Raw genomic sequence first — 20634 nt, forward strand, 5'->3', positions numbered from 1 at the left:
CGGTCTCTTGTTACCGGCGGTACTTCCGTGTGCGCGGCCGTGCCCGCGCGACGGCGAGAGGGGCTTCCCCATGGGACACATGGACCACTTCAGCGCAGGATGGGTCACTCCCGTCCTGTCCTACGCGATGGCTTGCGTCGGCTCGGCACTCGGACTGAGGTGCACGGTCAGGGCTCTTGAGGCCGACGGCGCCTCGAAGCGCAACTGGCTGCTGCTGGCCTCCATCGCCATCGGGTCCGGCATCTGGACCATGCACTTCATCGCCATGATGGGCTTCTCGGTCGACGGGACGCCCATCCGTTACGACGTCCCGCTCACCGTGCTCAGCCTGCTGATGTCGATCGCGGTCGTCGGCGCGGGCGTCTTCACCGCCGGGTTCGGACGGTCTCCCGTACGGGCCGTGCTGCTCGGCGGGCTCGGTACCGGCGTCGGCGTCGCCGCCATGCACTACACCGGCATGGCCGCGCTCAACCTGCACGGCGAGGTCAACTACGACCCCACCCTCGTCATCGCCTCCGTCATCATCGCCGTCGTCGCCGCGACCGCCGCGCTCACGCTCACCCTCATCGTGCGCGGGCCGATCCTCGCCACCGCGGCCGCGCTCGTCATGGGCCTCGCGGTCGTCAGCATGCACTACACCGGCATGTGGGCCGTCAGCATCAGCCTCGCGCCCAGCAGCGCGTCGCTGTCCGGGGCCACGGCCACCGAGTTCATCTTCCCGCTCGCCGTGGTGCTCGGCTCGTTCCTCTTCCTGACCTCCGCGTACGTCGCGCTGTCCCCGACCGGGAAGCGGGACGAGTCGGCCGCCGCCGTCGAACTGCTGCGTCAGGTCGAGCTCTCCACGGCCTGAGTCGTACGACTTCCCCCAGGTGGCCTCGTGCGTTCACTTCCTCTCTTCTTATTACGGCCTTGAGCCCGCCGTTCCGGTCGTTTACGTCCCTGCGGCCGCCGTTACGGCCGTCCACGTCCCGCCGGCAGCTGTTACGGCCGCCCGTGCCGCCCGTGCCGTGCGTACGTCCTCCCCCCGTAACTCCTTCTCCGCAACTCCCTCACTGAACGAGGTCCCCCCATGCGTGTCCCCCGCACGCCCGCCCGGCTGCGTCCCAGATCGGTTCGCGCGAAGATCGTCGCCCTGCTCATGCTGCCCATCGTGTCCCTCATGGCGCTGTGGGGCTTCGCCGCCGTGACCACGGCCTCCAGCATCGGCGCCCTGGAGACGGCCAAGGACGTCAACTCCGAACTCCTCGCCCCCGTCGGCGACTTCGTCACCGCCCTGCAGGGCGAGCGGTCCGCCACCCTGCGGTACGTGGCCGCGCCGAGCGGCAGCGGCCTCGCCGCCCTGAAGACCGCGCGGACCGCCACCGACAAGGCCGCCTCCGCGCTCCTCGACGGCGTCAACGCGTCCAGCTCCGACGCCGCGCTGCTGGACACCGGACTGCCCGCCCGCATCACCCGCCTCCAGAGCGACGCGGGCGGCCTTCCGACCCTGCGTACCGAGGTCGGCGTGAAGGGCGCGGCACCCTCCGACGCGTTCACGAAGTACTCCGCGATCATCGAGCACGGCTTCTCCGTCACCGGTGCGCTCACCGGCGACCAGAACACCGACGCGACCAGCGAGGCCCGCGTCGTCCTCGAACTCTCCCGCGCCCGCGAGGCCGTCTCCCAGGAGCAGGCCCTGCTGGCCGCCGGGCGGGGGACCGGGACGCTGACCACGAACCAGTACGCGCTGTTCGCCGGGGCCGTCGCCACGCAGCGGTCGCTGCTGAAGCCCGCGGTCGCCGATCTGAAGAGCGAGCACCGGGCGGCGTACAACTCCGTCCTGGAGAGCGACAGTTACACGCGGCTCCAGGCCGTCGAGAACCGTGTACGCAGCGCCGGGCCGGGGGCCTCCGCCGTGTCCGCGGGTCTCGTCACGGGCTGGGACGGCTCCTCCTCGGCCGTGCTGAAGGGCCTGACCAAGGCCGAGGCGGGGGCCGGGACCGCGGCCGCCGCGAAGGCGAACCCGTTCGGCTGGGACACGCTCGGCGCGTCCGGCGTCGCGGTGGTGCTCGGCCTCGTCGGTGTGCTGCTGTCGCTGCTGGTGTCCGTGCTCGTCGGCCGCGGGCTGATCGTGGAACTGCTGGATCTGCGGAACTCCGCGCTGGAGGTGGCCGGACGGCGGCTGCCGCAGGCCATGCGGCGGCTGCATGCCGGGCAGGGCGTCGACATCGACCTCGAGGCGCCCATGCGGCGACTGGTGGGCGACGAACTGGCACAGGTGGGTACCGCCCTGACCGCCGTGCAGCGGGCCGCGCTCAAGGCCGCGTCCGAGCGCGCCGAACTGCTGAGCGGGATCTCCGGCGTGTACGTCAGCCTCGCGCGCCGCAGCCAGGTGCTGCTCCACCGCCAGCTGGACCTGCTCTCGACGATGGAGCAGCGCCAGCAGGACGTTCTCGAACTCCAGGACCTCTACCGGGTCGACTACCTCGCCACCCGTATGCGCCGCCACTCCGAGAGCCTCCTCATCCTCTCCGGCATCGCGCCCGGGCGTAGCTGGCGCACCCCGATCCCCCTCGCGGACGTGCTGCGCGCCGCCGTCGCGGAGATCGAGGACGCGACACGGGTCCAGATCTGGGCCGTACCGCGGGTCTCGGTGGCCGGCGGTTCGGTCGCCGACGTGATCCACCTCCTCGCCGAGCTCGTCGAGAACGCCGCCGCCTTCTCGCCGCCCAGCACCAAGGTGCAGCTGCGGGCCGCGCGGATGCGGGACGGTGTCCTCATCGAGGTCGAGGACAGCGGTTTCGGTATGAACGAGGAGGCCATGGCCGACGCCAACCGGAAGATCCAGGCGCAGAAGGTCGACCTGCTCGACGCCAAGCAGATCGGTCTCTTCGTGGTGAACCGGCTGGCCGAGCGGCAGGGCCTGCGGGTGGAGCTGAGGCAGTCGCCGAACGGTGGCGTCACCGCGGCGGTGCTCATCCCCGAGCAGCTGCTCCGTGACGACATGCCGGTGCATGACCGTGCGGTCGCCGAAGGAGGCGTACAGGGTCAGGGGCGGTCCCTGGCTCCGGCGTCCGCGCTGATCCCGAGGCAGCGGCTTTCGGGCAACGGCGCGTAGCGCCTGGCCGGCGGGGGTGCGGGCCTTGGGGTTCGCCCCCGCCGCCGCCCTGGGGCTCCGCCCCAGACCCCGGGGTGGGTTCTTTGGCCGCGGGTGGGTGGGGGCTGGTCGCGCAGTTCCCCGCGCCCCTAACGGCTCGGGGCTGCGCCCCGTCGCCCCCGACCCGCCTCCGGCCCACCGCCGGCCCGCTCCACCCCCGGCCCGCCTCCGGCCCGCTCCTTGCCCACCCCGGCCCACCCCCGACCCGCCCCCGACCCGCCCCCGACCCGCCCCACCCCCGGCCCGCCTCCGGCCCGCTCCTTGCCCAGCCCGGCCCACCCCCGGCCTGCTCCCTGCCCGCCTCCGGCCCGTTCCCTGCCCACCGCCGGCCCGCTCCCTTCCCGCCTCCGGCCCGCCTCCGGTCTTTTGTCCTTTGTCTTTTAGGGGCGCGGGGAACTGCGCGACCGGCCCCCACCCACCCGCAGCCGACGTTCAGGGGCGCGGGGAACGGCGCAATCTTGAGGGGGGTCTGGGGGCGCAGCCCCCAGGGACGGGATGGGACGGGTAGGGGCGGCGGGGGCGAAAAACCTCGCGGCTCGGCTCGTGTAGCGCGCGGACTACCCTTGAGGGTCGATCGTCCCCCTCGTCAGGAGAGAAATGGCCGTCAACCTGGTCAATGTCGAGTCCGTCAGCAAGGTGTACGGCACCCGTGCCCTGCTCGACGGAGTCTCCCTCGGCGTCAGCGAGGGTGACCGCATCGGCGTGGTCGGCCGGAACGGCGACGGCAAGACGACGCTCATCCGGATGCTCGCCAAGCTGGAGGAGGCCGACACCGGCCGCGTCACGCACTCCGGCGGCCTGCACCTGGGGGTACTGACGCAGCATGACTCCCTCGACCCCACGGCCACCGTCCGCCACGAGGTCATCCGCGACATGGCCGACCACGAGTGGGCGGGCAACGCCAAGATCAGGGACGTACTGACGGGCTTGTTCGGCGGGCTCGATCTGCCGGGGTTCCCGCAGGGGCTCGACACCGTCATCGGTCCGCTCTCCGGCGGTGAGCGCCGCCGTATCGCGCTCGCCAAGCTGCTCATCGAGGAGCAGGACCTGATCATCCTCGACGAGCCCACCAACCACCTGGACGTGGAGGGCATCGCCTGGCTCGCCCAGCATCTGCGCGAGCGCCGCTCCGCGCTGGTGTGCGTCACCCACGACCGGTGGTTCCTCGACCAGGTCTGCACCCGCATGTGGGACGTGCAGAAGGGCGCGGTGTACGAGTACGAGGGCGGGTACTCCGACTACGTCTTCGCGCGCGCCGAGCGGGAGCGCATCGCCGCCACGGAGGAAGTCAAGCGGCAGAACCTCGTGCGCAAGGAGCTGGCCTGGCTGCGGCGCGGCGCCCCCGCCCGTACCTCCAAGCCGCGCTTCCGCGTCGAGGCCGCCAACGAACTCATCGCGGATGTGCCGCCGCCCCGCGACAAGAGCGAGCTGATGAAGTTCGCCAGCTCACGGCTCGGCAAGACCGTGTTCGATCTCGAAGACGTGACCGTGCAGGCGGGCCCGAAGGTCCTGCTCAAGCACCTCACCTGGCAGCTCGGCCCCGGCGACCGCGTCGGACTCGTGGGCGTGAACGGCGCCGGCAAGACCTCCCTCCTGCGCGCCATGGCCGAGGCCGCCCGCAGCGAGGGCGAGCAGCAGCCGGTCGCCGGGCGCATCTCCACCGGCAAGACCGTCAAGCTCGCCTACCTCTCCCAGGAAGTCGCCGAGCTCGACCCGACCTGGCGCGTGCTTCAGGCCGTCCAGGCCGTCCGCGACCGCGTCGACCTCGGCACGGGGCGCGAACTGACCGCGGGGCAGCTCTGCGAGACGTTCGGCTTCAACAAGGAGAAGCAGTGGACGCCTGTGGGGGACCTGAGCGGTGGTGAGCGGCGGCGCCTCCAGTTGCTGCGCCTGCTGATGGACGAGCCCAACGTCCTCTTCCTCGACGAGCCCACCAACGACCTCGACATCGAGACCCTCACCCAGCTGGAAGACCTGCTCGACGGGTGGCCCGGCTCGATGATCGTGATCTCCCACGACCGGTTCTTCATCGAGCGCACGACGGACAACGTGTTCGCGCTGCTCGGCGACGGCACCCTGCGCATGCTGCCGCGCGGCATCGACGAGTACCTGGAGCGGCGCAAGCGCATGGAGGAGGTCGCCGCGGCCGCCGTACTCGCCGCCGCGCCCGCGCCCGCCAAGGCCGCGTCCGCCGCCGACGCCCGCGCCGCCAAGAAGGAGCTCCAGAAGATCGAACGGCAGCTGGACAAGATCTCCGAGAAGGAGACCAAGCTGCACGACCAAATCGCCGACAACGCCACCGACTTCGCCCGGGTCGCCAAACTCGACACCGAGTTGCGCGAGTTGGCCGGGGAGCGCGAGGAGCTGGAGATGCGCTGGCTGGAGCTCGCGGAGGACGCGTAAGCGAGGCGGGCGGCGCGCAGTTGGGTGGCGGCGCGTAGGCGCCCGTCACCAGGCGGGCGGCGCACGGGAGTTGGGCGGCGCGTCAGTCACTGGGTGCACGGCGCGTGGATGAGCTCGTACGTGGGAAACGCGCCCTCTGGAGTCAACGCGCGCCCTGCGCAAGCCATACGTGCACGGCGCGCAAGCCACACGCGTATGTCACTCAAGTCACGCCACGCCCGCGCCCTGCGACGGCGCCACACGCCCACCTCGCGCCCCACGAACAGGGCGCGCACGCCCACCAGTACGGCGCGCACGCCCCACGTGCGAGCCGCGGTACGTCCCACGTGCGAGCCGCGGTACGTCCCACGTGCGAGCCGCGGTACGTCCCACGTGCGAGCCGTGCACGCCCAACGAACGTGCCGCGCACAGCGCTGAACGTGCGGCGGCGCGTGGGGTGAAGGGCGCGTGAAGGCGCGTAACGACGGCATCACGGGCCGGTTCTCCCTTGGGAACAGGGAAAGGGCCGACCCCCTGTTCCTGTGCGCCAGAGTGATAGAAAGAGCCGTCTGAGAACAGTCTGAGAACCACCGGCCGTGGCGCGAATCCAGCGCCGCCGGTGGGGCGCCACATCAGTGAAGAGGGGGAGCCGCTGATGAGTCAGCCGCCCAATCAGCCGCCGCAGGGCGGCTTCGGAGCACCACAGGATCAGCCGCCGGCGGGGGGTTTCGGCGCGCCGCAGGACCCGCGGGCGCAAGGCGGATTCGGCGCGCCCCCCAACGCACCGCAGGACCCGCGGTCGCAGGGCGCGCCCCCCAACTCGCCCCACGCGCCCCAGGGCACGCCCCCTCCGCCCGCGCAGCCGCCCCAGGCGCCCGCGCCCCCGCAGGCTCCGCCCGCCGGTCCTCCGCAATCGCAGCCGCAGCCGGAGCCCGGTTACGGATACCCCCAGCAGCCGGGCCCCTACGCCCAGCCGGGCCCGTACGCGCAGCCGCAACAGCCGCCGCAGCCGGGGCCGTACGGTCAGCCCGGTCCCTACGGGCAGCCGCAGCCGGGTTACGGATATCCGCCCCAGGCGCAGTACCCGGGAGCGCCCGGCACCCCGCCGCCCGGTGGGCCCGGCGGTGGTTCCAAGAACCCCTTCAAGGGCAAGCCCGCCGTGGTCATCGGCGCCGCCGTGGCCGCGCTGCTCGTGGTCGGCGGCACCGTATGGGCCGTCGGCAGCGGGAGTGACGACGGCAAGAAGTCCAGCGCCGAGAAGAGCCACAGCCCGAGCCCGAAGGCTTCTGCCTCGGACGATCCGGTCAACCCCGGTGACGGCAGCGGCAACGGCGGTGAGGACCCGCAGAACCTCAACGAGGGCCGCCAGGCCGGTGAGGCGAAGGTGCTCTGGTACAAGGAGGCGCCGGACGCGCCCGGTTCCGGTGCCGACGCCCCCGGTCTGTGGATCACCGACAAGGCCGCGGTGAAGGCGGCGTACAAGCAGGTCTTCGCGTACAACGTCGGGGACGGAAAGCCCACTTGGGACGCGATCACCTTCCCGCAGAAGATCTGCGCGGCCACTCCGCAGAAGACGTCGGACGACAAGGTCGTCGTGGCGTACATGAGCGGTTCCAGTGACAGCGCCAAGTGCAACCAGCTCCAGCAGATCGACCTCGGCACCGGCGCCAAGGGCTGGAGCGGGAAGGTCGCCGACGGCGCGCTCTTCGACAGCACGCTCTCCCTCGAACTGTCCATCGCCGGTGACACGTTGGTGGCCGGCCGTTCGATGTCCGGTACGGCGTACGACGTCAGCAGCGGCAAGAAGCTGTGGGACAAGGCGAAGTACGGTTCGAGCTGCTACCCGGCCGGGTTCGCGGGCGGTGCCAAGCTGCTGTCCGTGGCGTCCTGCGGGGCCGGCAGCGACACCGAGCACGACGAGGTGCAGGAGCTGGACCCGGTCACCGGCAAGGCCAAGTGGACCACGAAGATCCCCAAGGGCTGGCGGGTCGAGCGCGCGTACTCCGTCGCCCCCGTCGTCCTCTATATGACCAACGACGACAAGAAGACGGTCAACGTCACCACGCTGAAGAACAACGGCGACGTCCGTTCGCAGCTCAAGAGCGAGGACACGTTCGCGCCCGAGTGCGGCTACGCCATCCTCGACCGCGATCTGACCGGCTGCCAGGGTGCCGTCGCCGACGCCAACACCCTCTATCTGCCGACCGAGGCGAAGAGCGGCGCCAACGAGGTCGTCGCGTTCAGCCTCGAGACCGGCAAGGAGAAGTGGCGCGTCAAGTCCCCGTTGGACGAGTCGATGATGCCGCTGAAGATGGACGGTACGAACCTCATCGCGTACGTCGAGCCGTCGTACGACGCCGGCGGCCGGATCGTGTCGATCCCGACGACCGGCAGCAGCCACACGACGACGACGCTGCTGCAGAACCCGCAGGGCACCGCCGACATCGAGAACGGTTTCTTCTCGAAGGCGGTCGACTACGTGGACGGGCGCTTCTACATCTCCACCACCCGGCTGACGGGCAATGACGAGGCGAAGGAGAAGTTGATGCTGGCCTACGGCAAGTGAGCCGACCGCTGCCGCTGCCGCTGCTTCTCCCTCCCGTCCGGTTCTTCATCCTCCGGGCCCACCACAGCTCCGGGCCCTTCGGCCCCTTCGTATCCGAGGTACACACGTCATGAGTCAGCCGCCGCCCCCGCCACCGCCGAACCAGCCCCCGCAGGGCGGTTTCGGCGCGCCCCAGGACCCGCCGCCGGGTGGTTTCGGTGCCCCGCAGGACCCGCCCCCCGGCGGTTTCGGCGCCCCGACACCCCCGCCGCCCGCGCAGGGCCCCGGCTACGGCTACCCGCAGACGCCCCCGCCTCCGCAGGCGCCCGCGGCCCCGCAGTCGCCCCCGCCGACCCCGCCGCAGGGCCAGCCCCAGCAGCCGTACGGCTACCCGCAGACGCCGCCGCCCCCGGCCCAGCCCGGCTACGGCTACCCGGGCCAGCAGCCGCAGTACGGTGCTCCGGGCCAGCAGCCGCCGTATGGCGCTCCGGGCCAGCAGACCCCGTACGGCTACCCCCAGCCGCAGACCATGCCGATGCAGCCGCAGGCTCCCCAAGGGGGAGGCGGCGGGCGGAAGTTCAACAGCCAGGTGGTCATCATCGTGGCGGCCGTGGCGGCCGTCGCACTGATCATCGGCGGCGGTGTCTGGTACGCGAGCTCGTCCGGCAAGGACGACAGCAAGAACAACTCCTCCGGTTCGAGCGGCGGCATCGGCGGCAAGGACGGCAAGGACGACGGCAAGACCACCGGCTCCACCGGCAAGGAGAAGGTCCCGTCCAACACGAGTTCCACGGTGCTGTTCCAGATCCCCGCGCCCGCCGTGAAGGACGACGACAGCAGCGTCACCACCGTCGGCTCCTGGCTCACCGACAAGGTGTACGCCAAGAGCGGCAACGCCGAGGTCGACGGCTACGACCCCAAGTCCGGCGCGAAGCTGTGGACGATCAAGCTCCCCGGCCCGGTGTGCCAGGCCAGCCGGCACAGCACCGACGCCAACCGGACGGCGATCATCTACGAGCCCGCCATGCCGACCAAGAAGGACCCCTCCCACGGCTGCAGCCAGCTCGCCGCCCTCGACCTCGACACCGGCACGAAGCTGTGGACCAAGACGGTCAAGTCCGGTGACGAGGACATCAGCCTCGACAACGTCACCGTGAGCGCGAACACGGTCGCCGCGGGCAGCACCAGCGGCGGCGCCGCGTTCGACATCTCCACCGGCAAGCAGCTGTGGGCGCCGAAGCCGACCGACAGCTGCTACGACGCCGGGTACGGCGGCGGCGACAAGCTGGTCGCGGTCCGCAAGTGCGGTGAGTACGGCAGCACCCGTCAGCTGCACATCCAGACCATCGACCCGAAGTCCGGGACGGTGATCTCCGAGTACAAGATGTCGCCCGGCATCGAGTACGCGAGCGTCGTGTCGACCAACCCGCTGGTCGTCGCGGCCGACGTCGGCGACTCCGCCGGTGACGGCAGCGGCATCTCGGACTTCTTCTCCATCGACAACAAGACCGGCAAGCTGCGTACGAGGATCTCGGCGCCCGGAAAGACGTACGCCGCCCGGTGCGACGGCATCACCAGGATCGAGTACTGCTTCGCGCTCGCCGTCGGCAACGACAAGCTCTACATCCCGACCGAGGAGCACGACGGCTCCGGCGACTACAGCCGGACCAACGAGATCGTCTCCTTCGACCTCGCCACCGGAAAGCAGACCGGCCAGCGCGCCGACGCGGGTGACGGCTACTCCATCACCCCGCTGCGCATGGACGGCGGCAACCTCCTCGCGTACAAGTCTCCGCCGTACGACAAGGGTGGGCAGGTCGTCAGCATCGACGGCACGTCCTTCAAGGAGACCAAGCTCCTGGAGAACCCGTCGACGGAGGCGACCCGTGACGCGGAGACCAGCATGCTCCCGGACTATGCCGAGCTGATCTACAAGGACGGCCGGCTGTACATGTCCGCGGTCTACGCCTCCAAGTTGTCGGTCTCGGACGACAAGGAGTACCTGGCGATGGCCTTCGGAGCGCAGTAGCCGAGGCTGAGCCGGTGGATCTCTTTCTCGCATGTCTCGCACGGCCCCGCCCCTGTTCAGGGGCGGGGCCGTGCGCGTACCCCTCATCACTCCCGAATGGGAGGGATTTCGATATTCCGGGCACTTCTCTCCAGTAGGGGAAGCGCAACGTCGAACAAGCGTGTAGCTTCCGGGGGATGGAGAGCCGGGGGGCTCCTAATCCACGGGGAACCAGTGGGGATGCTTGGGGGGACTGGGGGGTTGCCTGATGGGAGTGCGGCTCATGGTGGTCGACGACCACCGATTGCTCGCCGAGGCCTTGGCCTCGGCCTTGAAGCTGCGGGGGCACCGCGTGCTCGCCGCGGCGGCGCCCGCCGCGGGAGCGGCGGAGCTGGTGATCACACGGGCACCCGAGGTGTGCCTGATCGGTACCGCGACACCCGCCGAGCCGGGAATCTTCGACCCGGTGGTGAGGATCAAACGAGAGCGCCCGCAGGTGGCCGTCCTGGTCCTGGGCCCGGTACCGAACCCACGCGGCATCGCCGCCGCGTTCGCCGCCGGTGCCTCGGGCTACGTACGCCATGACGAGCGCATAGAGGGAGTCGAGCGCGCGATCATGAAGGCCCGCGCGGGCGAGGCCGCCGTGGCCCCGCAACTGCTCCAGGGCGCCTTCAGCGAGCTGCTGAATCCGGCCGCCCAGCCGGACGACGAGGGCCAGCGACTGCTCCAGATGCTGACGCCGAGGGAGGTCGAGGTCCTGGTGCGGGTCGCGGACGGTGAGGATACGAGGCTGATCGCCGCCGGGATGGGGATCGCCCCGTCGACCGCCCGGACCCATGTCCAGCGGGTGCTGATGAAGCTGGGGGTGGGGTCGCGGCTGGAGGCGGCCGCGCTGGCGGCACGCACGGGGTTGCTGGACCGGGCGGGGCCGGTGGCGGCACATTCGCCCGGTCCTCAGGAGCCTCGGCCGCTGGAGTGAACGGCGAGCCGGTCCGGCGCCGGTGGAGCGTTCGGCGCGGGCGGGGCGCTCAGCGGCGGTGCAGCGTTTCCAGTGCCTCGACGAGAACCCTCGGATTGTGCTGGCCCTTGTAGACCGGCGGTGGCTGCTTGTCGAGGCCCAGCAGCCCGGCCACCGCGGTCCAGGCCGTGCGCACGGAGTACTCGACGGTGAAGACGACATCGTCGGGGACTTCCGCGTACTGGCCGATGAAGGCGAGGTTGGTGGACTTCTCGGGCACCACCGGCGGCCGGTCACCCGCGCCGCGCACCAGGAACTGGCTGGTGATGTACGGCATCAGGGCGGGGACGACGATCGAGTTGTCGAGGATCTGCGGGGCCTGCTCGAAGCGCAGGTGCTCCAGGACCTCGTCGAGGATCTCGCGGCCGGTGCAGTGCCGCATGGGCTTCTTGACGAAGTCGCCCTCCTTGTCCGGGAACAGGCCGTATCCCCACCACACGAAGGTGTCCTCGGGCTGGTCACGGAAGTGCGGCTGGTGGTTGAGGACGATGGTCAGCAGCCAGTTGGAGTCCTTGAAGGTGATCAGGCCGCCCGTGCCCGCCTCGCTGCCGCTGAAGTCCTGCATCAGCTTGAAGAAGGTGGGGTCCTGGGTGGTGACGGTGAAGGACGCCCAGGTGGAGTCCTGGACGGACGAGTGGAACACGGCCGGGTTGCCCAGGCTGCCGGGGCGTTTGGCCGCGAGGGTGTCCCACAGGGCCCAGGCGCCGCTGGAGCCGGAGGTGTCCAGGACGGGTGCGGTGTCGGTGGAGCCCAGGGTGGAGTCGGCGGTCATCGAGCCGTTGGTGACCATGACCAGGTCGTCGGGGCCGAGCGTGATCTCCTCGGTCCGGCCGCCGCGCGTCATGGTGAGCGCGGTGACGGTGAGCGCGTCGCCGTCGGCGAGCCGCAGGTCGGTGACCCGCGTGCCGAACTGGAAGGTCACACCCTGCTCGGTGAGCCACTTCATCATCGGGCGCACGATCGAGTCGAACTGGTTGAAGCGTGTCCGGTAGATCCCGGACATGGTGTCGAAGGTCTTGATGAGGTGCACGAACCGGTTCAGATAGCGGCGGAACTCGATCGCGCTGTGCCACGGTTCGAAGGCGAAGGTGGTGCACCACATCCACCAGAAGTTGGTGGTGAAGAACTCCGGGCTGAAGCAGTCGGTGATCCGCTTGCCGTCCAGCTGCCGCTCGGGCGTGGCCACGCACTTCACGAGCTCCACACGGTCGCGCTCCGTGAAGCCCATCGAGTGCGACGCGACCACGGTGCCCGACGCGTCGACCAGCCGGGCGTGATCGTTCCAGGCGAAGTCGTCGTGGAAGGCGAAGGTGTCCTCGGTGACCGACTTCGAGGGGTCGTCCAGGGAGGGGATCGAGCCGAGCAGGTCGTACGTGCAGTCGAAGTGCACCTCGAACATACGGCCACCGCGCATGGTGTAGCCGGTCTCGGGCGAACCGGCGGCGTCCAGGCTGCCGCCCTCCCGGTTCTGCTCCTCCAGGAGCACGATGTCGGACCCCGTGAACCCGCCCTCGCGGATCAGGAAAGCCGCCGCCGACAGCGCGGCGACGCCGCTTCCCACCAGGTATGCCTTCGCCACGGACGAACTCCCTCTGCTGACGCCCCCTGCACGATGTCGCGCACCCGGAGAGGTGCTCTTGGCACGGTATGCGGTGATACGCGCCACCGCTCGTCGGCTGCCGGCGGTTCGGGCTGGGCGCGGGTACGGTGCAAGTGTCGCCGCCGACCTCTTCACCCCCGAACGGCCCGATCAGCCGTACGGGACCGGAGTCCCCTCAAGAACTCCAGCCCCGTACACAGGTGTTACGCCAGGCTCTACTCCGACTGTGATCCCTCCTCCTGAGGCACCGGCGGAGCCAACGGCCGCAGCCACAGCCACCCCAGGAAGAACACGCCCAGGGCGAGCATGCCCAGGCCGGTCCAGAGGTTGATGTTGACGCCCTCGGCCTTGGCGAGGTTGGCGTCGGAGACGGTGATGCCGGCGATCGTGACGATGATGCCGTAGATCACGAAGAGGCCGCCGATGATGCGGCGGAGGTCGAAGATGCGGGCCGCGGTCGCGGACTGGTGCTCCAGCTCGGTGACTTCTCGCTGGACGTCCTTCTCGGAGTAATCGGAGTGCTCGGAGTGCTCCGAGTGCCCGGAATTCTCAGTCATGGTCTCTCCATCCTCCCGCGGTCAGAACGAGAACGGGATGTAGCAGGCGGCGGCCAGGATCAGCGCGCCCCAGCCCAGCAGGGCCGGCCTGCGGTACCAGGCGTCGTCGCCGACGGCGGGCGGCTCGGCCATGCCGGGGGAGTGGGTGCCGTAGACCAGGCCTTCGAGCTCGTCGGCCGGCTTCGGGGCGGTGAAGAGCGAGACGATGACCATGACTACGCCACCGGCGACGAAGCCCGCGATCGCCGAGACGAAGTTGGCGCCCTGGTCGGAGGGGATGCCGATGATGTCCCTCTTGTACAGCACGAAGTAGTTGACCATCGCGGTCACCGTGCCGGCGAGCAGTCCCCAGAAGCCGGACTTCACGGACGCACGCTTCCAGAACATGCCGACGATGAAGACCACGAACATCGGCACGTTGAAGAAGGAGAACAGCGTCTGGAGGTAGCTCATGATGTTCGAGAACGAGGACGCCAGGAACGCCGTGCCGATCGACGCGAAGACGCCGATCGCGGTGATGAAGCGGCCGAACCTCACGTAGTACTCGTCCTCGCGGTGCCTGACCACGTACCTCGCCCAGATGTCGTTGGTGAACACCGTGTTGAAGGACGAGATGTTGGCCGCCATGCCTGCCATGAAGGCCGCCAGCAGGCCCGTCACCGCGATGCCCAGGACGCCGTTCGGGAGCAGCTCCTGCATCAGGTACGGGATCGCGTCGTTGTACTGCAGGTCCGAGTCGCTGGTGCCGATCTTGGGGACCAGGACCGCTGCCACCAGGCCCGGGATCATCACCAGGAAGACGATGAAGATCTTCGGGTACGCGGCGATGAGCGGCGTGCGCTGGGCCGCCGACAGGTTCTTCGCGGACAGCGCGCGCTGCACCTCCGCGAAGTTCGTCGTCCAGTAGCCGAAGGAGAGCACGAAGCCGAGGCCGAGGACGATGGTCAGCCAGTTGGCGCCCAGCGGGTTGGCGCTGCCGATGCCGGTGCCGCCCCACGCGGTGGTGAAGTCGTGGCCGTGGGTGACGGTGAGCTTGTCGGTCAGGCCGTCCCAGCCGCCGACCTTCTTCAGGCCGAGCACGGAGATCGGGATGAGGGCCGCGAGGATCACGAAGAACTGCAGTACCTCGTTGTAGATCGCGGACGACAGACCGCCGAGGGTGATGTACGCGAGGACGAAGGCGCCGGCGACCACGATCGCCACCCACTGCGGCCAGCCGAGGAGCGCCTCGACGACGATCGCGAGGGCGTAGAGGTTCACACCGGCGATCAGGATGGCGGCAAAGGCGAACAGGATCGAACTGAGAATGTGCGCCCACTTGTCGAAGCGCAGCAGCAGGAACTCGGGGACCGAGCGGACCTTGGAGCCGTAGTAGAAGGGCATCATCACCAGGCCCAGGAAGACCATGGCCGGGATGGCGCCGATCCAGTACCAGTGCACGGTGTAGGCGCCGTACTGGGCGCTGTTCGCGGCCATGCCCAGGATCTCGGTGGCGGCCAGATTGGCAGAGACGAAGGCCAGGCCGGTGATCCAGGCGGGCAGTGAGCGCCCGGACAGGAAGAAGTCGAGGGTCGTCTTGACCGAGCGCTTCGCGGCGAAACCGATGCCCAGCACCACGACGAAGTAGATGCCGAGGATCGTGTAGTCGAGCCCGTTCGTGGGGAGCCGGAGCTCGGCGGCCAGGGAGCCGGCCAGCTGGTTGGCCGTGTATGCGGGGGTTTGCATGCCCGTATCTATGCCCCATGGGCCCCGGAAGGCTGCCCAAGCTCCACAGACACCCCCCAAACCACCGCAGGCATTGACGTTGCTGTTGCATTGTGGTTTGTTGTGTTCGGTTCTGTTTGAAGGTTTGAATGGGTGCGGATGGGGAGTCCGACTGTGAAGAAGACCTCGACCCGGCTGGCCGACGGTCGTGAGCTCATCTACTACGACTCACGCGACGACGTCGTGCGCGACGCGGTGGACCGGCGCCCGCTCGACCCCACTGTCACCACTTCGGAGGTACGCCGCGACCCGCTGCTCGGCGACTCGGTCGCGATCGCCTCGCACCGCCAGGGCCGTACGTACCACCCGCCGGCGAATGAGTGCCCCCTGTGCCCGTCCTCCGGTGACCGGCTCAGCGAGATCCCCGACTCCTCGTACGACGTCGTGGTCTTCGAGAACCGCTTCCCCTCGCTGGCGGGCGACTCCGGCCGCTGCGAGGTCGTCTGCTTCACCTCCGACCACGACTCGTCCTTCGCCGACCTCACGGAGGAGCAGGCGGGCCTCGTCCTGGACGCGTGGACGGACCGGACGGCCGAGCTGTCGCACCTCCCCTCCGTCGAGCAGGTGTTCTGCTTCGAGAACCGCGGCGCCGAGATCGGCGTCACCCTCGGCCACCCGCACGGGCAGATCTACGCCTACCCCTTCACCACTCCGCGTACGGCCCTGATGCTGCGCTCGCTCGCCGCGCACAAGGAGGCCACCGGCGGCGGCAACCTCTTCGACGAGGTCGTCGCCCGCGAGGAGGCGGACGGCTCCCGGATCGTCCTGTCGACCGACCACTGGGTGGCCTTCGTGCCGTACGCCGCGCACTGGCCGTACGAGGTCCACCTCTACCCGCGGCGTCGGGTGCCGGATCTCCTTGGCCTGGACGAGGACGCGCGCACAGAGTTCCCCAAGGTCTATCTGGAACTCTTGAGGCGCTTCGACCGGATCTTCGGTGAAGGGGAGCCCCCGACGCCGTACATCGCCGGATGGCACCAGGCGCCGTTCGGGCTGCTGGAGGAATTCGATGGAGCCGCAGCCGTCAACCGGGACGACTTCGCGCTCCACCTCGAGCTTTTCACCATTCGCCGTACTTCCGGCAAGCTGAAGTTCCTCGCGGGTTCCGAGTCCGGCATGAGCGTGTTCATCAACGACGTGCCGCCGGAGACCGCGGCCCAGCGACTGCGAGAGGTAGCGAGTTCATGAGTGGGAAGTACCTGGTCACCGGCGGCGCGGGATATGTCGGCAGCGTGGTCGCGCAGCACCTGATCGAGGCCGGTCACGACGTCACGGTCCTCGACAACCTGTCGACCGGCTTCCGCGAGGGCGTCCCGGCAGGGGCCTCCTTCATCGAGGGCGACATCCGCGATGCCGCCAAGTGGCTGGACTCCTCGTTCGACGCCGTACTCCACTTCGCCGCGTTCTCGCAGGTCGGCGAGTCGGTCGTGAAGCCCGAGAAGTACTGGGACAACAACGTCGGCGGCACCATGGCGCTGCTCGCCGCGATGCGCGAGGCGGGCGTCCGCAAGCTGGTCTTCTCCTCCACGGCCGCCACATACGGCGAGCCGGAGACGACCCCGATCGTCGAGACCGCGCCGACCAAGCCCACCAACCCGTACGGCGCCTCCAAGCTCGCCGTCGACCACATGATCACCGGTGAGGCGGCGGCGCACGGACTGGGCGCGGTGTCCCTGCGGTACTTCAACGTGGCGGGCGCGTACGGGGAGTGCGGCGAGCGCCACGACCCCGAGTCGCACCTCATCCCGCTGGTCCTCCAGGTCGCGCAGGGCCGCCGCGACGCGATCTCGATCTACGGCGACGACTACCCGACGCCGGACGGCACCTGCATCCGCGACTACATCCACGTCGCGGACCTGGCGGAGGCCCACCTGCTGGCGGTCGAGGCCGCGTCCCCCGGCGAGCACCTGATCTGCAACCTCGGCAACGGCAACGGGTTCTCCGTCCGCGAGGTCATCGAGACGGTGCGCCAGGTGACCGGACACCCGATCCCCGAGGTCGTCGCGCCGCGCCGCGGCGGCGACCCGGCGGTCCTGGTGGCCTCGGCGGAGGCCGCCCGGGAGCGGCTCGGCTGGAACCCGTCCCGCGCGGATCTCGCGGGGATCGTCGCGGACGCGTGGGCGTTCGCGCAGAACAGGGACTAGGGACTGAGGAGCGAACAGGTGGGGCACGTGGGGCACGCGGGGCAGCAGGACGTCGGGCAGGCCGGTATTCGTGAGGGCTTCGAGGAGCTGTACGGGGCCGTGCCCGAGGGGGTCTGGGCCGCGCCCGGCCGGGTCAACCTGATCGGTGAGTACACCGACTTCAACGAGGGCTTCGTGATGCCGCTCGCGCTGCCGCACACGGCGGTCGCCGCGGTGTCCCGCCGGGACGACGGCGTACTGCGCCTGCACTCGGCGGACATCGAGGGGCCGGTCGTCGAGCTGCACGTGGACGAGCTGGTGCCGCTGACGAACACCAGCTGGGCCGCGTATCCGGCGGGCGTGGTGTGGGCGCTGCGCGAGGCGGGCCACGCCGTCACCGGCGCGGACATCCACCTGGCCTCGACGGTGCCGACCGGCGCGGGCCTGTCCTCCTCGGCCGCCCTGGAGGTCGTGACGGCGCTCGCCCTGGGCGACCTGTACGAACTCGGCCTCACCCGCGCCGAGTTGGCCCGCCTGGCCCAGCGCGCCGAGAACGACTTCGTCGGCGTGCCCTGCGGGATCATGGACCAGACGGCGTCCGCGTGCTGCACCGAGGGCAACGCCCTGCACCTCGACTGCCGCGACCTGTCCATCCGCCAGGTCCCCTTCGACCTCGCCGCCCACGGGCTCGAACTGCTGGTCGTCGACACCCGCGTGAAGCACGCACTCGGCGACGGGGCGTACGCCGAGCGGCGCGAAGGGTGCGAGGAGGGCGCGCGGCAGCTCGGGGTGTCGCACCTTCGGGACGTCGCGTACGAGGGGCTCGACGCGTCCCTCGCGCGCCTGGCGGACGAGCGTGTGCGCCGTTACGTGCGCCATGTCGTCTCCGACGACCACCGTGTCGATCAGGTCATCGCGCTGCTGGACGCGGGTGACGTCCGGGCCATCGGTCCCGTCCTCACCGACGGTCACGCCTCGCTCCGGGACGATCTGCGGATCTCCTGCGCCGAGCTGGACCTGGTCGTCTCCACGGCCAACGCTGCGGGGGCGCTCGGCTCGCGTATGACGGGGGGTGGGTTCGGTGGCTCGGCGATCGTGCTGGTCGAGTCCGGCGACGTGGACACCGTCACCAAGGCGGTGACGGAGGCCTTCGCGGCGGCGGGCTTCACGGCGCCGCGGGTGTTCCCGGCGGTGCCGTCGGCTGGGGCCCGCCGCCTGAGCTGAGGCCGGGGCTCTGCCCCCTTCGACCCCGTTCGGTTGGGTGTCGGGTGAGGGTGGGTGGGGGCTGGGCCAAAAGATTGCGCAGTTCCCCGCGCCCCTAAAAGGGGCGCGGGGAACTGCGCAATCTTTTAGGGGGGTCTGGGGGCGCAGCCCCCAGGAACGGGATGGGACGGGTAGGGGCGGCGGGGGCGAGGAAAGTCCTGGTCAGGGTAGGTGTTTTGTCAGCGTGTACTCCGTAACCCCCGGTGGATAGTCGGGAATCACGCACACCACTTCGTAGCCCTGTTTCTTGTAGAACTCCGGCGCCTGGAAATCCCAGGTTTCCAGGCGGGAGTTGAGGCATCCGCGTTCCTGGTGGGACAAATGTTCCGCGTGGGACAGGAGCCGGGAGCCGAGGCCCGTGCCGCGGTGGAGGTCGTCCACCCAGAGGTACGTCACGTGGAGCCAGGTCGCCCAGGTGTGGCCCACCAGGCCGCCGGCGAGAGCGCCTGTCTCGTCCAACGCCCAGATATGGAGCGGAAGTTCGCGTTCACCGGGGGTTCCCCGCAGGGCGCGGAGGACCGGAGACGCCGCCGTGTTGGTGTCCCGCAGTCGCTTGCGGAGCAGATCGCGGCGTTCCTTGTCGTCTCCTGTCTCAATACGAAACATACGGCTCACCATAAACGCGCTGGCCAACCAGTTCTGCAAATTACCTTCCGCTCCCCGCCCCCGGCCTTACCCTGATGAACAGCACCGGTGGGGGCCGGTGCTGATCAGGGGGCGAGACAGTCGGGTACGACGCCCGTAGTGGGGGTAGCAGTTCCAGCACGGCGGCGGCCGTGTGGCTGCGGCACCCTGCTTTCCGAGTCGTCAACGGCTCGGGATCACTTCGGGCGCCGTACCCGCACCGGCCGTCCCCCGACAGTGGGGGTTTCAGAGTGGTTCGCATCCGAGTACTGGTCGTCGACGACCATCGCATCTTCGCCGAGTCGCTCGCTGCCGCCCTCGCGGCCGAGCCCGATGTCGACGTGTCCGCAGCGGGCAGCGGTCCCGCCGCGCTGCGCTGCCTGGAGCGCGCGGCGGCGGAAGGCCGCAGATACGACGTGCTGCTCGTCGACGCGGACCTGGGCGGCAATCTGCCCGGCATGCGTCCGGCGGTGCCCGTCCAGGAGAGCAACGAGGACGGGCTGGTGGACGGGATCTCCCTGGTCGCCGGGGTGCGGTCCGGGCAGCCGAGCGTACGGACCGTCGTGCTCGCCGAGAAGGACGATCCCCGGCGGGCGGCTCTGGCGCTGCAGGCCGGTGCCTCCGGCTGGGTCGCCAAGGACTGTTCGCTGTCGCGGCTGCTCACCGTCATACGGGGGGTGCTGCGGGACGAGACGCATCTTCCGCCCGCCCTGCTCACCGGGGTGCTGCGCGAGCTCACCGCCGCGCGCAAGCACCGCACCGAGAGCGAGCGGCTCGTCGAGTCGCTCACGCCCCGGGAGCGCGAAGTGCTGCGGTGCATGGTCGCCGGGCTGGGGCGGAAGGCCGTCGCGGAGAGGCTTTTCCTCTCGCCGCACACCGTCCGTACGCATATGCAGAACGTCCTCGGGAAGCTCGGTGTGCACTCGACCCTCGCCGCCGTGGCGCTCGCCCGGCGGGCCGGGGTCGGGCCCGCCGACCTAACCGGGGATGTTGTCGAACGGGGCGGTCAACTGGCGTAGCAGGTCAGCCAGTTCACCTCGCTGGGCCCTGCTGAGCTCCGCCAGGATCGCGCGCTCCTGGTCGAGGAGACCGGCCAGCGCCTGGTCGGCGCGGTCGCGGCCCTCTTCCGTGAGGCGTACGAGCACGCCCCTGCGGTCGCTCGGGTCGGGGAGGCGCTCCACCAGGCCCTTCTTCGTCAGCCGGTCGATGCGGTTCGTCATCGTGCCCGAGGTGACCAGGGTCTGGGTCAGCAGCTGACCCGGCGAGAGCTGGTACGGGGATCCCGCGCGCCGAAGCGCGGTCAGGACGTCGAACTCCCAGGGCTCCAGGCTGTGCTCGGAGAACGCCAGACGGCGCGCACGGTCCAGATGCCGGGCCAGTCTGCTCACCCGGCTGAGCACCTCTAGTGGTTCCACGTCGAGGTCCGGGCGCTCCCGGCGCCATGCTGCGACCAGCCGATCGACCTCGTCCTCCATGACGATCAGTGTAGTGGTTGTGTCGACATGAAGTCTCTTGATGTGGAGAGTCTTGACGTCGAGATAGTTTGCTGTGAGAGTGGTTGCGAGTGGAGGCCCGAACGGTCCATCACTCTCACGGCGTCGGTGACTTTCGAGG

15 protein-coding genes are annotated in these 20634 nt (G+C 69.9%); 10 read left to right on the top strand and 5 right to left on the bottom strand.

All coding sequences use genetic code 11. From position 1 onward, the window contains the following. Nucleotides 1-70 precede the first annotated feature (70 nt). From OIC96_RS28315 to OIC96_RS28340, 6 genes are all read left to right on the top strand, one after another. Nucleotides 71-850 (top strand): MHYT domain-containing protein, encoded by a 780-nt coding sequence (locus OIC96_RS28315; protein WP_330305139.1) that lies wholly within the window; start codon nt 71-73, stop codon nt 848-850. A gap of 219 nt (nt 851-1069) precedes the next feature. Next, on the top strand, nt 1070-3097 hold the full coding sequence (locus tag OIC96_RS28320) for a sensor histidine kinase (RefSeq protein ID WP_330305138.1): 2028 nt from the start codon (nt 1070-1072) through the stop codon (nt 3095-3097). 636 nt (nt 3098-3733) lie between these two features. Beyond that, nucleotides 3734-5539, top strand: a complete 1806-nt coding sequence (locus tag OIC96_RS28325; protein WP_330305137.1) for an ABC-F family ATP-binding cassette domain-containing protein — start codon at nt 3734-3736, stop codon at nt 5537-5539. A 634-nt stretch (nt 5540-6173) separates the two neighbouring features. Further along, nucleotides 6174-8084, top strand: a complete 1911-nt coding sequence (locus tag OIC96_RS28330) for an outer membrane protein assembly factor BamB family protein (protein ID WP_330305136.1) — start codon at nt 6174-6176, stop codon at nt 8082-8084. A 109-nt stretch (nt 8085-8193) separates the two neighbouring features. Beyond that, entirely contained in the window at nt 8194-10092 is a 1899-nt protein-coding gene (locus OIC96_RS28335) for an outer membrane protein assembly factor BamB family protein (RefSeq protein ID WP_330305135.1), read from the top strand. 247 nt (nt 10093-10339) lie between these two features. After that, nucleotides 10340-11050, top strand: coding sequence for a helix-turn-helix transcriptional regulator (locus OIC96_RS28340; RefSeq protein ID WP_327429342.1), 711 nt, complete (start codon nt 10340-10342; stop codon nt 11048-11050). A 49-nt stretch (nt 11051-11099) separates the two neighbouring features. On the opposite strand, the gene OIC96_RS28345 is transcribed toward OIC96_RS28340, so the two are convergent. The 3 genes from OIC96_RS28345 to OIC96_RS28355 all read right to left on the bottom strand — a co-directional run bounded on the left by OIC96_RS28345 (nt 11100) and on the right by OIC96_RS28355 (nt 14971). Then, on the bottom strand, nt 11100-12668 hold the full coding sequence (locus OIC96_RS28345; protein WP_330305134.1) for an oleate hydratase: 1569 nt from the start codon (nt 12666-12668) through the stop codon (nt 11100-11102). A 236-nt stretch (nt 12669-12904) separates the two neighbouring features. After that, nucleotides 12905-13246, bottom strand: coding sequence for a hypothetical protein (locus tag OIC96_RS28350; RefSeq protein ID WP_330305133.1), 342 nt, complete (start codon nt 13244-13246; stop codon nt 12905-12907). A 21-nt stretch (nt 13247-13267) separates the two neighbouring features. Then, the gene (locus OIC96_RS28355; RefSeq protein WP_330305132.1) at nt 13268-14971 is read right to left on the bottom strand and encodes a sodium:solute symporter family protein; all 1704 of its coding nucleotides are present in this window, start codon (nt 14969-14971) and stop codon (nt 13268-13270) included. Nucleotides 14972-15124: 153 nt separating this feature from the next. Here OIC96_RS28355 and galT point away from each other — a divergent pair, with 153 nt between their 5' ends. The 3 genes from galT to galK are packed head-to-tail and all read left to right on the top strand — an operon-like array spanning nt 15125 to nt 18357. After that, complete coding sequence (gene galT, locus OIC96_RS28360) at nt 15125-16198, top strand: galactose-1-phosphate uridylyltransferase (protein WP_330305131.1); 1074 nt, start codon at nt 15125-15127, stop codon at nt 16196-16198. Then, a complete protein-coding gene (galE, locus tag OIC96_RS28365; RefSeq protein ID WP_327429329.1) occupies nt 16195-17154 on the top strand; it encodes a UDP-glucose 4-epimerase GalE in 960 nt (319 codons plus the stop codon). The genes galT and galE overlap by 4 nt, the downstream gene beginning before the upstream one ends. A gap of 18 nt (nt 17155-17172) precedes the next feature. Continuing rightward, complete coding sequence (gene galK / locus OIC96_RS28370) at nt 17173-18357, top strand: galactokinase (RefSeq protein WP_406501719.1); 1185 nt, start codon at nt 17173-17175, stop codon at nt 18355-18357. A gap of 201 nt (nt 18358-18558) precedes the next feature. Here galK and OIC96_RS28375 read toward each other — a convergent pair whose 3' ends face one another. Further along, on the bottom strand, nt 18559-19014 hold the full coding sequence (locus tag OIC96_RS28375; RefSeq protein ID WP_330310150.1) for a GNAT family N-acetyltransferase: 456 nt from the start codon (nt 19012-19014) through the stop codon (nt 18559-18561). 257 nt (nt 19015-19271) lie between these two features. Here OIC96_RS28375 and OIC96_RS28380 point away from each other — a divergent pair, with 257 nt between their 5' ends. Beyond that, on the top strand, nt 19272-20039 hold the full coding sequence (locus OIC96_RS28380; RefSeq protein ID WP_330305130.1) for a response regulator transcription factor: 768 nt from the start codon (nt 19272-19274) through the stop codon (nt 20037-20039). On the opposite strand, the gene tamR is transcribed toward OIC96_RS28380, so the two are convergent. After that, on the bottom strand, nt 19998-20495 hold the full coding sequence (gene tamR / locus OIC96_RS28385; RefSeq protein ID WP_330305129.1) for a MarR family transcriptional regulator TamR: 498 nt from the start codon (nt 20493-20495) through the stop codon (nt 19998-20000). The two genes, OIC96_RS28380 and tamR, sit on opposite strands and share 42 nt — an antisense overlap. Nucleotides 20496-20634 lie beyond the last annotated feature (139 nt).

This window comes from Streptomyces sp. NBC_00775 (genome assembly GCF_036347135.1).
Classification (GTDB): Bacteria; Actinomycetota; Actinomycetes; order Streptomycetales; family Streptomycetaceae; genus Streptomyces; species Streptomyces lutosisoli.